The 14,274-nt window shown below is 41.6% G+C and carries 12 protein-coding genes; 5 read left to right on the top strand and 7 right to left on the bottom strand.

Translation table 11 applies throughout. The features are described 5' to 3' along the window. Nucleotides 1-43 precede the first annotated feature (43 nt). Nucleotides 44-1,489, top strand: a complete 1,446-nt coding sequence (locus V7L12_RS06380) for a PQQ-dependent sugar dehydrogenase (protein ID WP_335083092.1) — start codon at nt 44-46, stop codon at nt 1,487-1,489. 220 nt (nt 1,490-1,709) lie between these two features. Here the strand turns inward: V7L12_RS06380 and V7L12_RS06385 are convergent, their stop codons facing one another. The 5 genes from V7L12_RS06385 to ssuD form a co-directional block, all read right to left on the bottom strand. Continuing rightward, entirely contained in the window at nt 1,710-3,065 is a 1,356-nt protein-coding gene (locus tag V7L12_RS06385; protein WP_335083094.1) for a (Fe-S)-binding protein, read from the bottom strand. Nucleotides 3,066-3,121: 56 nt separating this feature from the next. Continuing rightward, nucleotides 3,122-4,480 (bottom strand): FAD-binding oxidoreductase, encoded by a 1,359-nt coding sequence (locus tag V7L12_RS06390; RefSeq protein ID WP_335083096.1) that lies wholly within the window; start codon nt 4,478-4,480, stop codon nt 3,122-3,124. A 671-nt stretch (nt 4,481-5,151) separates the two neighbouring features. Further along, entirely contained in the window at nt 5,152-5,718 is a 567-nt protein-coding gene (gene ssuE, locus V7L12_RS06395) for an NADPH-dependent FMN reductase (protein WP_334924077.1), read from the bottom strand. After that, nucleotides 5,715-6,353 (bottom strand): beta-class carbonic anhydrase, encoded by a 639-nt coding sequence (locus V7L12_RS06400; protein ID WP_335083098.1) that lies wholly within the window; start codon nt 6,351-6,353, stop codon nt 5,715-5,717. Before V7L12_RS06400 ends, ssuE begins: the two co-directional genes overlap by 4 nt. Nucleotides 6,354-6,380: 27 nt before the next feature. Then, nucleotides 6,381-7,541 (bottom strand): FMNH2-dependent alkanesulfonate monooxygenase, encoded by a 1,161-nt coding sequence (ssuD, locus tag V7L12_RS06405; protein ID WP_335083100.1) that lies wholly within the window; start codon nt 7,539-7,541, stop codon nt 6,381-6,383. Between the two features lie 424 nt (nt 7,542-7,965). Between ssuD and V7L12_RS06410 the strand changes: the two genes are divergently transcribed. Both V7L12_RS06410 and msrB read left to right on the top strand, forming a co-directional pair. Next, entirely contained in the window at nt 7,966-8,499 is a 534-nt protein-coding gene (locus V7L12_RS06410) for an MgtC/SapB family protein (protein ID WP_335083102.1), read from the top strand. A gap of 279 nt (nt 8,500-8,778) precedes the next feature. Beyond that, nucleotides 8,779-9,273, top strand: a complete 495-nt coding sequence (gene msrB / locus V7L12_RS06415; RefSeq protein ID WP_335083104.1) for a peptide-methionine (R)-S-oxide reductase MsrB — start codon at nt 8,779-8,781, stop codon at nt 9,271-9,273. A gap of 506 nt (nt 9,274-9,779) precedes the next feature. On the opposite strand, the gene V7L12_RS06420 is transcribed toward msrB, so the two are convergent. After that, nucleotides 9,780-10,379, bottom strand: coding sequence for an MBL fold metallo-hydrolase (locus tag V7L12_RS06420; protein WP_335083106.1), 600 nt, complete (start codon nt 10,377-10,379; stop codon nt 9,780-9,782). A gap of 188 nt (nt 10,380-10,567) precedes the next feature. Here V7L12_RS06420 and V7L12_RS06425 point away from each other — a divergent pair, with 188 nt between their 5' ends. Then, nucleotides 10,568-11,746 carry a pyridoxal phosphate-dependent aminotransferase gene (locus V7L12_RS06425; protein ID WP_335083108.1) on the top strand — a complete coding sequence of 393 codons (1,179 nt, stop codon included), beginning with the start codon at nt 10,568-10,570 and terminating at the stop codon, nt 11,744-11,746. Between the two features lie 494 nt (nt 11,747-12,240). Then, a complete protein-coding gene (locus tag V7L12_RS06430; protein WP_335083122.1) occupies nt 12,241-12,612 on the top strand; it encodes a four-helix bundle copper-binding protein in 372 nt (123 codons plus the stop codon). Nucleotides 12,613-12,766: 154 nt separating this feature from the next. Here the strand turns inward: V7L12_RS06430 and V7L12_RS06435 are convergent. Continuing rightward, on the bottom strand, nt 12,767-14,274 hold a 1,508-nt coding region (locus V7L12_RS06435), incomplete at its 5' end, for a DUF4114 domain-containing protein (protein ID WP_335083110.1).

The raw sequence follows: 14,274 nt of genomic DNA on the forward strand, positions 1-14,274 counted from the left end.
AGAGTTCTTTACAAAATTAACTGACTATTTTATCAAGAAAATCATGAATAACACTAAATTATCTAACTACATGAAAGGCAGATTTATCGGTAAGTTTGCTACTAAAACGCTGTTATTTACAATAACGCTGTTATTTACAATAGTTTTATTAAATCATAGCACTACTGGAGTAACCATTGTACCACAAACCCTGCGTCCTGATATTAAGGTTCGCAATATTATTAATACATTATCAGTCTCTCCTTCGGTTCGGATTGTAAAAGATCCACGAAACAATACCCTCTATTACCTCAAACGAAATGGTGAAATTTATCAAGTCGATTTAACTTCTTCTACTAAAACACTTGCATACAATTCTAGTAATCATAATTTAAGTGAAACTCAAGGTATGGCCATTGGCCCTAACGGCACAATTTATTTGGTTGGCAATGCAGACGTTGTGAATAACCAGACTAAAGCAATTATTGTTAAAGGTGTAATTAATTCGAGTACAGGAAAACGTATCTGGTCTATTTTAGCTAAGAGTGCAGACTATCCCAAAAGCAAAACAGCTTATGACCATCAATTCAACGGTGTGGTTGTTAGCTTGGATGGTAACTTTATCTATGTGAATAGCGGTTCTCGTACCGATCATGGTGAGGTTCAGTCTGTTGATGGTCTATATCCCAATACTCGCGAAGTCGGATTAACCGCCTGTATACTCCGTCTTCCTAGTAATGGCAACAATCTATTTCTGGCAAACAATCGAGCAACTTTAAAGACAGCTGGCTATATTTTTGCAGAAGGAATACGCAATACTTTCGATATGGCTTTTGCGCCCAATGGGGATTTGTTTGGCACAGAAAATGGCCCAGATCGCGATATGTCAGAAGAATTAAATTGGCTACGTTTAGGTGGTAATTATGGCTTTCCCTGGCGTATTGGTGGGACAGACAATCCACAACAATTTCCCAATTACAATCCTGCCACTGACCGATTGTTAAGCCCTCAATTTAATGCCATCCAAAAGGGCTACTATCGTAACGATCCAACCTTTCCTATTCGGCCTACTGGAAATTTGATTGAACCAATTCCTAATCTTGGCCCGGACGCAGATAATTACCGCGATCCTGTAGATGGAAAAATCAAAGATGCCAGTGTTCTTGGGCAAGCTTTTAGCACTTTTACAACACACCGTTCTCCTTTAGGATTAGTTTTTGATACACAAGGAGTAATGAGTCCAGAATTCAACAGAGATGGATTTATGTTGAGTTGGACACCAGGCGACCCCACTGGCGAAACACTAATAGGCCCTTTTAAAGATGCTAGCCAAGACCTACTGCATTTAAAGTTAACTAAAGTAAAAAATACTAACTATAAACTTAACGCTACGCGCCTTGTCACAGGTTTTAGTAATCCCATTGATGCTGAGATTATTGGCAATAAGATTTATGTTCTAGAATATGGTGGAAATCAAGGAATTTGGGAAGTCTCTATGCCTACCAAGTAAAACATTACTTAGTCCTCTGGAGTGCTGCCTCTAGTCAGACATTGAGTCAGAGACTCAATGAATGCATTCCCAGCCAGAGACTGGGAACGAGGAAAATCTTATCAAGCTAAGTTTTTGGGACTTGTGCGTACACTGTAGGCAAGGGAGGAGGGGAGTAAAAACGTAGTTTTGGCTCTTTGCTTTAAAATCAATGACAAAATGTCCAACCCATAAAAAATGTCTACAATTTCAACTTTTCACCGCGAATCGAATAATCTAACAACTCCATCGGATGAATAACTGAAATCTTCTTACCTTGTAACTGCAAATGTTTAGTAATTTGCAAAGTACACCCAGGATTAGCAGAAGCAATTAACTCAGCACCAGTATTCAACAAATTCTGCACTTTTTGCTGACCCAATTCTTCAGAAACTTCTGGTTGCAGCATATTATAAACCCCGGCACTGCCACAACACAAAGCTGCATCTATTGGTTCTCTCAACTTCACCCCTGGAATTTGTCGCAACACCTGACGCGGTTGGACACTAATCTTTTGTCCGTGCAATAAATGACAAGCATCTTGATAAACTAAATTCAATGGTTTATCAGTCAGCGGTGAAAGTTTCGTTGTTAACCCAACAGTTGCTAAAAACTCTTGAGCGTCTTTAACCTTAGCTGCAAAATCCTTTGCCTTTTCCCAATATTCTAGGTCATCTTCTAAAATATGACCGTACTCTTTTAAAGTATGACCGCAACCAGCAGCATTAATAATTACGAAATCTACATCTGTCTTGGCAAAACTATCAATCATTTGTCTTGCTAAAGCTTTCGCCTGTTCTGTTTGTCCTTGGTGTTCGGGAAGTGCTGCACAACAACCTTGAGATTTGGGAATCACAACTTCACAACCATTCGCCGTTAAAACTCGCACTGTCGCTTCATTCACGGGTGAGAAAAACAGCCGTTGGACGCAACCCAAAATCACCCCAACGCGATACCGCTTTTCACCTTTAGCAGGAATCACAGTAGGCAAATTATCTTGAAAAGATTTGAGAGTAATTTCTGGCAGAATTGATTCCATTGCTGCCAAACGGGGCGATATTTTATTCAGTAAACCTGTAGCCCGAAAGAATTTAGCCAACCCCAATTTTTGATAAACCAATAACGGAACTAATAAAATCCGTAAAAGATTGGGATAGGGAAACAGAGAAAATATCAATTGACGAAAAAATTGGTCTGGCAAACTGCGGGGATAATTCCGTTCAACTTGATGACGAGTTGCAGAAATTAACTTGTCATACTGTACACCAGAAGGACAGGTACTCACACAAGCAAGACACCCTAAACAAGAATCAAAATGTTCTGCTGTTGCCGTGTTGAGAGCAATTTCACCCTGATTAATTGCATCCATTAAATAGATACGTCCTCTAGGAGAATCCATCTCCTTGCCAAGCACTCGATAACTGGGACAAGTCGAGAGACAAAATCCACAATGTACACAACTATCAATCAATTTCGGATCGGGTGGATGATTAACATCAAACCCCTTTAAATTTTTTAAACCAGCCGTATTATTAACAGAATTTTTTGAAACTTGCATATTTTTCCCTTTCCCCTCTCTATCTCAGCGTCCTTTCTGTCTCTGCGGTTTGTTTCTTAAATTCCACCCACAAACCGACCAGGACTTAAAATATTCTTACTATCAAACTGTTCCTTAATACGGCGCATCAACGGCAAAGCATTCCCCGTATAACCCCAAACATCTATTTGTTCTTTAACTGCAACTGGTGCTGACAGAATTGTTAAAAAACCTTTATTCGCTTGAGTGCGTAGGCGCAGCCCGTCGTAGGCATCGCTTCCGGTAGAGCCTAGCTCATCGCGGATTTTCAAAACTTGATTTTTACTCTCTAATTGTAACAAACCTAAACCACTACTAATATGAATTAAACCCAACTCCACCTGGGTCAAAATCTCCATAGCAGCAGTAGGTAACACTCCTATTTTGCAGGTAATTACTGATTCTGTAGCACTAGTATGTATTCGTTTTTGCAATCTTTGCCATAGATTAGCTTCATCATCATCGGCAAAAATTGCCCCATCTAAGCCCAACTTTTGCCCAACTTCCAAAACTCGGTTTGACTGTTCCTTAACACTCTCACTAATACTTTGAAAGCGGGCAATTAATCCCAGTCCTTGACCCAATCCTAAACTAGACACCAATTTAGTTGATAGCAAATCAGCTTGAACTGGTGTTAACGCCGAACCTCGAAGGATATCAGCCGCTTCAGATACAGCCTCAGCTTTACCAGTTAGTACCACCGTCCCCGATGCCTCTGCTAGCGGATACAGGCGAAAAGTTAGTTGACTAATAAAGCCTAATGTGCCATAAGACCCCGTAAGCAACTTCATCAAGTCATATCCGGCGACATTTTTAACTACTCTTCCCCCAGCTTTGGCGATTTGTCCATCAGCACGGACAAAGGTAATACCTAGTAACTGGTCGCGCACACTACCATAACGTTGCCGCAGAGAACCTGTATCACCTGTGGCAACAATACCGCCAATGGTTGCTGACTCTGGTGCTGTGGGGTCAAGGGCGAGAAATTGCCGCGATTTTGCCAAAAGTGCTTGCAAATCGGAGAACTTCATCCCCGCTTCTACAGTGACAGTCAAATCGCCAACGGCGTATTCAATCAGTTGGTTGATGCGTTCTGTACTAACTACAACATCAATGCCCTTAACTAAACCACCCCAGCTAAGTTTACTGCCACTACCACAGGGAAGAATGCGCCAGTTATTTGTGTGAGCCGTGGTAATGACTGCGGCTAGCTGTTCTTGGCTGCGGGGATAGACAATACAACTGGGTGAATTTCCAGAAGCTATAGCCTGTTGGATACGTTTTTGCTGACCGAGTTCGATATTTTCCCAAAGACAAATAGCATTTTCTTCACTGACGATAGATGCAAGTTCAGAAGCGCAGATGCCTTGCGGCTTGTCGTTAGACATCGCTTTCATTGAGTTTATTTTTTTACGCCCTAGTTCTAATTTACTGGCTAACCTGACCAAAAAAGCGCATTGCCATTAATATCGGGTGGCTTTAATATAGGGAGCGATGTATAGGTATGGGCTGCGCTAACGCAGCTTGTAATCAGCGCCAAATAAAAGAAAGTTTGTTCTTCAGGCGATCGCTACTCATTTATAATATCTTATGATGTAAAAGATCAAAAGCTAACAATTAGCGACTATTCGGGTAGAAGAAAGTTGAGCTTTGTTAAAGCTGAATAAAGTTATGATGCTCTTGTATTAAGAGCGATCGCACTTTGGTTGGGTAAGGTATTAGCCTTATCCAACCTATGATTTTGTGAATTTGTTTATAAATTTAAAATTTTAGGTAAAAAATAGTAGATGAGTGAAATTTACTCATCTACTACAGGTAGAGTTAGGAGATAATTGGCATATTTACAACATATTTTATGGAAACAACCATAAATAACAGTGGTGTTATTTGAATAGACTAGAGAGGTTTAGAGAGAAGTCTAGGTGTAGTCTATTCATTTAAATATCGCTATAAAAGTGTAATTTATGAGAATAAATTTATTTTGCCATGATTAGCTTTTAGAGAAAAGTAGCAGATGGGTAGAAATTACCCCTCTGCTACAAACAAACGGAGGTATAAACTTGATTATTTAATTGGCATGAACCAATTCTTGAGGCGCTGCGGCATCATATTCTACAGCTTTAACAAATTCCTTAAGGACATCTTTGAGTCTTTGCTCAATTTCCTCATCTAACAGCACACTGTTATCAGCTTGTCGTTGAATTTGTTTGTCTACCGCATAAATAGTAGCTAGGATATGCCGTGCTCCTAATTCAGATAAGACAGGTTTCAGGGCATATTCAATTGCCAATAAATGAGCGATCGTTCCACCCAGAGCAATTGGTAAGACGGGTTTACCTGTGAATGATTTTTGTGGCAGCAAATCTAGAAATGTTTTTAGCACTCCTGTGTAAGCAGCTTTGTAAATTGGGGTGGCAATAATCACACCATCTGCCTTTGCTAATAAAGCTTTTGGCTGTTCTAAAGCTTGGCTGTCGTATCGTCCAAAAACTAAATCTTCAGCAGGCAAATCCCGAACTGAAATAATATCTACATGCAAGCCTTCTTGTTGTAAAAGTTTGGCAGTGTATTCGACGACACCATAGGTTCTAGATGGATGGGTTGGACTACCTGCGATCGCTAAAATATTTGTCATTCAATTAAACTCCCAATTTCTAAAACGGGTTCAGTATGTTTTGCAGTTTTGGTCTTCATCGCTGATGCTGTGTTGACCTTCTCACTCAGACGTTTGTAGGGACGGCGTAAACTCATACTCTCTACTTCCCAGATGTAGCCATGAATAACTACATCTTGGGGAATTAAAGGAGAATTACGCAATAATTCCACCTGCTGTGTGCAGATTTCATCCACATCGGTAAACGTTTTGATCCATTTGGAAAAAACGCCTTTTGGTAGCTTCAATTCTGGCAAAGCAGGATCGACACTAACTTGATCCACGTCAATACCTTGATTTCGCAATACCTCACTGAGAAAGTCTCCTGATGCTGTCATCATGCCACATTCAGTATGATTAATGACGATGATTTCTTTGGTGCCAAAAAACTGTGTAGTTAACATTGCTGACCGAATCGCATCATCTGTAACTAACCCTCCAGCATTACGGAAAATATGAGCATCTCCTTCACCAATTCCTAATGCTTTCTCCACTGGTAAACGTTCATCCATGCAAGCTAGCACCCACAAGCGTTTATTGTTAGGTACTCCCAATTGACGACGCAATGCCCACGCTTCTTTTTCTGAGATTTTTTGGTCGATTTGTTGGTGCAGCATGGCTGTTAATCTCCTAGTTTATAATTACTAGGATATGGACGTTGTTCTTTCTTGAAGCTTTTGCTTAGGGAAATCTTCATTTGCCACAATCTCGCCAAATGGACTTAAGACATGTTGCTTCTCCACTGCGGGTAAATTATCTAAGGGCAAATAAGGAAATAGAAGTTCCGCAACTCGATAAGCTTCTTCTAAGTGGGGATAGCCAGAGAGGATAAAGGACTCAACACCCAAAGAAGCGTATTCTAATATCCTGGCAGCTACGGTTTGGGGATCGCCTACTAAGGCTGTTCCTGCACCACCCCGCACTAAACCAACTCCCGCCCACAGGTTCGGGCTAATCTCTAAGGCCTCACGATTACCGTGGTGTAATTGAGTCATTCGCTGTTGTCCAACTGAATCCATCCGGGCATAAGCTTTTTGGGCTTTAGCGATCGCTTCGTCATCTACATACTTAATCAATTGATTCGCCGCATCCCAAGCTTCACTCTCGGTTTCCCGCACAATCACATGTAGGCGAATCCCAAACCGCAAAGTTCGGCCTTCTGATAAAGCAAGTCTGCGAACTGCTGCAATCTTCTCGGCTACTTGCGCCGGTGGTTCTCCCCAAGTCAGATAGACATCTACATGCTTGGCAGCAATTTTTTGGGCGATGGGAGAGGAACCGCCAAACCACAAGGGTGGATATGGCTTTTGAACAGGTGGAAACAGCAGTTTTCCATCCTGAATATTAAGATAGTCTCCTTGGAGATTGGCCTGTTCACCACTAGCGATCGCTCGCCATACTGTTAAAAATTCATCTGTTAATTCATAGCGCTGATCGTGATCCAAATGCAAGCCATCTCCCGCCAATTCTACGGGATCGCCACCTGTCACGACATTAATCAGCAAGCGTCCCCCAGAGAGGCGATCAAAAGTCGCCGCCATCCGCGCTGCAACTCCAGGTGATACCAAGCCGGGACGAATCGCTACCAAAAAACGCATTTGTCGCGTCAGTGATACCAACGTTGAAGCTACAATCCAAGCATCTTCGCAAGAACGTCCCGTGGGTAGCAATGCCCCTGTATAACCAAGGTCATCCACCGCTTGGGCAATCTGCCGTAGATAAGGAAAGCTTACTGCGCGTCCGCCTGTAGCAGTTGCAAGGTAACGTCCGTCGCCGTGGGTTGGGATGAACCATAGTAGCTGCATGAATCCTGTCCTTTTAAACTACGGCAATTCGATAGAAATACCGTTCTTTATTTATAGTTTTTAGAGTATCACATATTCTACTTAACCTAGCAACAAGTTTTTCAGAAAACTCCGGTATCTCTATCAGACCAATGTATATTAGGCAGTGTTCAATAAGCTAGCAATCAAAAAAATGGGGATTGGGAGTTATTCCTCTTGTCCCCTCATCTCCCCTGCCCCCTTCTTTCTGTCTCTAGGGAGAATACAGCAATAGCATCTTTGTGTATATTAGTTTACTTATTTTTAACCTTCTGTTAAATTAACCTTAATGTAAGCCAAGCTGATTGACTTAATGTACTTAGTTTTCAGCTATAAACGTGGGTAGCTATCCAGTCCACTGGCAATAGGCGCAAAATTCCGTTCTGTCTCTAGGAGAAATAAGGCAATGGGGCCGATGTTTATTGCTGCCAACGATTGGCCACATATAGCGTTTAGATTGTCTTTGGCGCTCCTAGTTGGTTGCTTGATTGGATTTAACCGTCAGCAAGGGGGTAGACCAGCAGGGATGAGAACATTTATGCTCGTGAGTATGGGGGCAGCACTATTCGTGATGATTCCTTTGCAGGCTGAGGGCGAGAGTCCCTATGCTGCTACCAATGCACTGAGTCGCACAATTCAAGGTGTAGCTACCGGGGTTGGATTTCTCGGAGCCGGATTGATTTTACAAGAGTCTCCAAGGAAATCTGCAACGCCAAAAGTAAAGGGTTTAACTACAGCCGCCTGTGTCTGGACTGCGGCCGGGTTGGGGGCTGCAATTGGTTGTGGTCTATGGCAAATGGGATTATTGGGAGGCTTACTGACTCTGATTACCCTAAGTGGGGTGAAGCGGCTCAATCGCGCATTTGTATTTCTGACGAGTCAGGGTAAGCAGGGGACTACTCAGGATCTCACAACCACCTCTAATGAAGATGATGATTGACTATCGTTATCCTCTAGTTGAAAACTATACTTAGATATTCTCCAAAATTAAGTCAAATCGCTCGGATTGCCGCCTAGTATTTTATTGAAAAATAATTTGTTGTTTCTTAGCAAATTTTAATCAGTTTATCAGGGCTAATTCAGAGCGTAGACGCGTTCGCGTAGCGTCTCGTAGAGAAGCGGCTTGTCGCCAGACATTGCTGATTATAGTCATTCATGTAGGGAATTCCGTACTGGAATCGATTGCCCAGTGAACCGGAAAATAGAAAATAATAGATATATGGACAAACGCTATTTTTTACAAGCTAGTGCAGTCATAGTCGGCACAGCATTGTTATCAAGGTATATCAATTGGGGGTCACAAGCAATGACAACTTCTCAGAGTGGATTTGAAGTTACCAAACCAGAGTCAGAATGGCGCACGATTTTAACGCCAGAACAGTTTAATGTCTTGCGTAAACATGGAACTGAACGCCCTTACACCAGCTCATTGGATAAGGAATACGACCAAGGCACTTATTATTGTGCCGCCTGTGAACTACCACTGTTTACATCTGATACCAAATTTAATAGTGGTACTGGCTGGCCTAGCTTCTTTAATCCAATTGAAGGTGCGATCGCCACTACTGTAGACAAGTCGTTGTTTATGACCAGAACTGAAGTGCATTGTAGTCGCTGTGGTGGTCATCTGGGCCATGTTTTTGAGGATGGCCCTGCACCCACTGGTAAGCGCTACTGCATGAACGGTGTTTCGCTGAAGTTTGATCCTGCTTGATTAAGTTGCGTAGGCGTAGCCCGTCGTGACATCGCACACACAACCTAAATCATCAGATTTTGAGGCTTGACCAAGGGTGAATAAATTTTTGACAATAACTTTTCCTATTCAGTGCTACTGGACGAAGTATTGTCAATTTAAGGAAATGCAACTCTTGGTCTTCGCTAGAACTATTTACCTAAATCGTCCTATTTGCTTGGGTCTTTTTTCTCCTTTTTGTCTTTGGGATCTTTTTTAGGTTTTTTAGCTTCTTTATTACTTTTTTTTTCCTTCGACATCAGCGTTCTCCAACTAGGTGAATCAGTAAAAGCTTTCGCATTCTGCCGTCAGGAAATCAGGATATTACTTACCTGATATTCTTTTATGGCAAAAAAGAAAGTATCAGACATAAATGCTACTAACTACCATGATACGGTGTTGTTTGATTTTCTTGTGAGAGCCTTTTTGATCTATTTGAACCACAATCGCCTGTAGGGTAGCATAGCTAGCTGTGCTACCCTAATTATTTACAGCGTTGCTACAAGATCCTGCAAGCGATCGCGTCCATCCCGAAAGACGGGCCAACCATCTCCCACCAGCACTGCTTCTACCCGACTCAGTTGAGCCAACCTGCGAACAGAAGCAATAGCCTCCTCTCGATTCAGCAGCTTGTCATCTGGTAAAATCGTTAAGCTACCTGCTTTACGTGCCCGTACTAAATCCCCTGTAATTAAAGTTGTCTCCTCTAGTAACAAAGCCAACTCACCGGGAGTTTTAGAACCATTGAGTTCAATCACCTCCATTCCTGGCACAAATTCTTCACCATCAGATAGCCAGCGATCGCAAGGTATAGGAAAAGTGTCTTTTTCTGCTATGGGACCTGCAATCTTAGCATAAGTTTGATCGGCAATTTCTTTACTTGCCCTGATATGCTCAGAATTTGTCAGCACAATCCAAACCACACCGCCAAGGGATTTTAGATGATTCCAATCATGGTTTGATAGGGCTACTGGGTCAATCAAGATGTTGCCATCTGCGCGAATCCAGGCAATCCCATTGAAATCAATATTTCTTGCCGGATTGAAATTAGACCAGCTATACAGATCGGGACGGTGCAAAGATTTCATGATGATTCTGGATCAGTACTTCAATAATTGACTATTAATCTCAATAATTAAGTATATAGATTATAAGGTTGCATTCCCTCTGGATCTGAAATTTGAGTATACTACGATAAATCTATCAATATTATGGGTTTCGTCGGGTTTACAGAAATTCCCGGATAACGGCAATAACAATCAAGGGAGGTATAGGGGTGAGTAAGATTGGGCGGCAGAAAATATCAGCCAAGGCAGAACAGTTTACAGAGTCAGTGATTCGAGAAATGACCAGGGTAGCACTGCAACACGATGCAGTAAATCTGGCGCAGGGGTTCCCTGATTTTCCTTGTCCCTTGGAGTTGAAACAGGCAGCATATCAGGCCATAGAGGCAGATGTTAATCAGTATGCCATTACTTGGGGCGATCGCCCATTTCGTCATGCGATCACTAACAAAGTCCGTTGGTATCTCGGCTTAGATATCAACCCCGAAACCCAAATCACTGTTACCTGCGGTTCCACAGAAGCAATGGCAGCTGTGATGCTGGCGACAGTCAATCCAGGTGACGAAGTAATTGTATTTGAGCCATATTACGAAAACTATGGCCCCGATGCGATTTTAGCTGGTGCTATTCCCCGCTACGTGACACTGCATCCTCCTCATTGGACATTTGATGAAGCACAGTTGCGTCAAGCTTTCAATGCCAATACCAAAGCGATTATTATCAACACACCCCACAACCCCACAGGTAAAGTCTTCACCCGTGAAGAACTCACCTTAATTGCTGAACTTTGTCAAAAGTGGGATGTATTAGCGTTCACAGACGAAATCTATGAACATATTCTCTATGACGGCACTCAACATATTGCCCTAGCAACTCTTCCCGGAATGGAAGAACGTACCGTTACTATTAATGGTTTATCCAAAACTTATAGCGTCACTGGATGGCGAGTCGGCTACATTCTGGCAAACCTCGAATTGACAGGGGCGATTCGCAAAGTCCATGATTTTCTCACTGTTGGCGCACCTGCACCATTGCAACGAGCCGGAGTTGCTGCTATGCAACTGCCACCATCCTATTATGAAGAACTAGCCAAACTTTATCACCAGAAGCGAGACAGCATTTTACAAATTCTAGACCAAGTTGGAATTCCCTATTTCGTTCCCAAAGGAGCCTATTACGTTCTTGCAGATATTTCAAAATTTGGCTATAAAACAGATGTTGAATTCACTTACCATCTAATTAAAAATATTGGTGTTGCCGTCGTTCCCGGTTCCAGCTTTTTCAGCCAACCAGAAAAAGGACATTCATTGATCAGATTTTGCTTTAGCAAAAGACCTGAGACATTACAAGCAGCGAGCGAGCGCTTACTCAAATTACAATCAAATCTATAACCAACATCATATCTTATGTAAGTTGTGAAAATTACTTTTTTTTGAGGAAATTTTGTTTTAAGTGCAGTTGAAATTTCATTATGAATTAGGAATTTTTCAGGATATATATCTTCAAGTTAATATAATTTAATCAAACGCAAATTAATATAAGTTTACAAATACTTGGTTTAGGCATTTATTTGTTAAAAACAATAACATTATTTTCGAGTTAAATTTAACTCTAACTTTTGATCCCCAAGTAAAGTTGACTTGCCACATGAAACCCCACTCCGAAACGAGTGTTTTTAAGCCTTAATGTATAGTAGTTCCTAACAAAACAACACCAAACTAGTGTAGAATTAGTTCAGATTCCCGGTAATTATATCGGGATAGTAGGCTTAAAAATTCTGAATTAAAAACCCCATTGACTCTTTAAAAGGATAAGACTAATGTGATGAGTAGTCCTTCCGGGGACACTATTTTATGCATCAAAAAATCAGGAGGTATTTCCGATGATGATGATGATTATGACTGAAACCATGACTCCAGAAATGCAAACTTGCATGGATGTTTGTATGGACTGTCATAAAATGTGCATGGAAACCATGACTCATTGCATGAGCAAAGGTGGTCAGCAGATGGACAAGAACATGATGAGCATGATGAGCATGATGCGTGATTGCTCTGAAATGTGCATGATGTGTATGAACATGATGATGAGCGGTTCTGAGTTCATGGAACGCACTTGTATGCTTTGTGCAGAAATGTGCGATCGCACTGCAATGGCGTGTGAGATGATGAGCGATGACGCGAAAATGATGGAATGTGCTGCCGCTTGCCGTAAGTGTGCAGAGTCTTGCAGAAGTATGCATATGATGCCCGCATAACTTTACAATAATCTAGCAGAAGTTTCTCTGCAACCTAATATTCAAGCGCTCAGACTCTTTGAGTCTGGGCGCTTGAAGTAAAGACTTAACTAATCATAGACGCGGTTTCTAACTTTCTAAGCGCCGATTTGACGTTAAGTTGACAATTAAATAGCTAACCAATATTCAAATTAATATGCACAATCATATCGTTGAAATCTCTGTCACCACCCTTTGCCAAATCCTCAAAGCCAAAGGTGTTGTTTTCTAACAGACGAATGTGATCTGTCTTGTCTGAGTTAGCGCCCAAAAATGCGAAGTAAACTGCTGGATTGTTATTAGCATCGACATCGAGAATGGCATCGGGTTTACCATTAACAATAATAAAGGGTGCAAACAGAGAATCAGGCTCGAGATTCCCGGAGTAACTTGCGCTACCTTGATTATTCACCATCAAGTCAATGCCTGCAACACGTCCACGTATAGCAGCTTCAGCATAACCAGCTTGCCCTACGAGAATATCTGCTGTACCATCGCCGTTGGTATCGATACCACCATTTTCATCAGCCACTTGATAGAAACCGACAAAATTGTCGTATGCAGCTTCTCTATTGACGACAAAATCAGCTTTTATCTGTTGTGTCACACCACGGAAATCAAGGAGTTCTCCTTGTTGCTTTCCTTGGAAAGCTGCACCCAAAGGCAAATCTTCATCTGTTGCCTGAATTGTTAGCATCAAATCTTGGAATTCAGAACCGTTGCTAGCTTTCCAAGACAAGGAGAAGCTATTATTACCCAAGCTTGCGATTTTAACATTTGTCGGATCGGAAACCAGTACATCTGTAAAAGCAGCTTGTCCAGCCAAGATACTATCAGTAGTGCTATCGCGTACCAAGTAAAATCTTAGCTGTTGACCAGAATTAAATTCCTCCAAACTAGCTAAATTAGTATTAAATCCAACAGGATAATTGGTAAGCGAGGAGAGAATCACCTTGGATCGTTTCAAAGCTGCTTCAGTGTAACCAGCATCGCTAGTGGCAATACCTTGAATCTTCCCTTGTTCATCATCTACAGCAAAGACTCCCAATTCATAAATATACTTAGAACTCTGTCCCGTCAGCTTGACTGAGAGTGTTGCTTTGTCACTGTTACCTTTACCTTGGATAGTAAAGATATCGTTAGTATTCTTCATCAGGGTTGGTATATCGTTAACACCAGGATCGTCCAGATTATTAACTGCGATCGCCAATGCTTTTTCATAAGTAACTCCACCTGCATCAGTTGTCTGAACTCGGATGTTGTAACTAGATTTGGTTTCAAAGTCTGGAGAGGCATTGATTTGTAACTTATTGCCAACAATTGTGAATGCACTATTATCGGTATCGCCAGTCCCGGTTACTAAACTGTAAGTGAATGTGTCGCTTGCATCTGGATCTGTGGTGGTAAATGTGCCAATTTCTGTTCCCGCAGGTACATTCTCATCAACAGCTAGCTGACTTACTGTCAAATCTGTGGGCGCATCGTTAACACCAGGATCGTTGAGATTGTTAACTGCAATTGTTAACTCTTTGCTATAAGTAACTCCACTTGCATCAGTTGTCTGAACTCGGATGTTGTAACTAGATTTGGTTTCAAAGTCTGGAGAGGCATTGATTTGTAACTTATTGCCAACAATTGTGAATG

It is taken from the genome of Nostoc sp. (assembly GCF_036918245.1).
Lineage (GTDB): Bacteria > Cyanobacteriota > Cyanobacteriia > Cyanobacteriales > Nostocaceae > Nostoc.

What these genes read in the sequence shown, in the direction of transcription:
- msrB (WP_335083104.1), top strand. Translation starts at nt 8,779, where the DNA reads ATGGACAAACGCTATTTTTTACAAGCTAGTGCAGTCATAGTCGGCACA.
- V7L12_RS06385 (WP_335083094.1), bottom strand. Translation starts at nt 3,065, where the DNA reads ATGCAAGTTTCAAAAAATTCTGTTAATAATACGGCTGGTTTAAAAAAT.
- V7L12_RS06380 (WP_335083092.1), top strand. Translation starts at nt 44, where the DNA reads ATGAATAACACTAAATTATCTAACTACATGAAAGGCAGATTTATCGGT.
- V7L12_RS06410 (WP_335083102.1), top strand. Translation starts at nt 7,966, where the DNA reads ATGGGGCCGATGTTTATTGCTGCCAACGATTGGCCACATATAGCGTTT.
- V7L12_RS06390 (WP_335083096.1), bottom strand. Translation starts at nt 4,480, where the DNA reads ATGAAAGCGATGTCTAACGACAAGCCGCAAGGCATCTGCGCTTCTGAA.
- ssuD (WP_335083100.1), bottom strand. Translation starts at nt 7,541, where the DNA reads ATGCAGCTACTATGGTTCATCCCAACCCACGGCGACGGACGTTACCTT.
- V7L12_RS06420 (WP_335083106.1), bottom strand. Translation starts at nt 10,379, where the DNA reads ATGAAATCTTTGCACCGTCCCGATCTGTATAGCTGGTCTAATTTCAAT.
- ssuE (WP_334924077.1), bottom strand. Translation starts at nt 5,718, where the DNA reads ATGACAAATATTTTAGCGATCGCAGGTAGTCCAACCCATCCATCTAGA.
- V7L12_RS06400 (WP_335083098.1), bottom strand. Translation starts at nt 6,353, where the DNA reads ATGCTGCACCAACAAATCGACCAAAAAATCTCAGAAAAAGAAGCGTGG.
- V7L12_RS06430 (WP_335083122.1), top strand. Translation starts at nt 12,241, where the DNA reads ATGATGATGATTATGACTGAAACCATGACTCCAGAAATGCAAACTTGC.